The 408-nt window shown below is 53.9% G+C and carries 1 pseudogene; it reads right to left on the bottom strand.

The features are described 5' to 3' along the window. Nucleotides 1–408 (bottom strand): annotated as a pseudogene (locus GJV78_RS23410) (S-type pyocin domain-containing protein); the annotation flags it as partial.

The raw sequence follows: 408 nt of genomic DNA, 5'->3' as shown, positions 1-408 counted from the left end.
GGTGGTGTATGCCAGCCATGAGGAACAGGATTACCTTTGTCATCCTGTTCCCACGTATAGCGCACACGGCTTGCCGCTTCATGCATCTGTTCCAGACGCATCCGGTCAATAAAGTCCTGCTCACCGTCATTCAGCCTGCCGGGCATCATGCCCAGAACTATCGCACCACCGGGTCCATTTAACGCAATTCTACCAGGACCTCCAGCCAGATTACCGAGTTTAAGCGCCCACGTTCCTGATGTAATGGCTCTTCCACCAATCAGGCCAGGAACACTGGCACCTTCAACAGCCGTCTGAGCGTTAGCAGCACTCGTAGCTGCAGCTGTCGCCCGCTGGTATTCGATTTCCTCATGGTTACCAAACCACCATTTATAAAAGGAGCTTCGCTTCCTGGGTTCCGGGATCTCC

Origin of the sequence: Intestinirhabdus alba (genome assembly GCF_009711095.1) — a bacterium.
In the GTDB taxonomy this organism is placed as follows: domain Bacteria; phylum Pseudomonadota; class Gammaproteobacteria; order Enterobacterales; family Enterobacteriaceae; genus Intestinirhabdus; species Intestinirhabdus alba.
The sequence above is the reverse complement of the archived record's forward strand: the minus strand, read 5'-3'. Positions and strand labels throughout refer to the sequence as shown.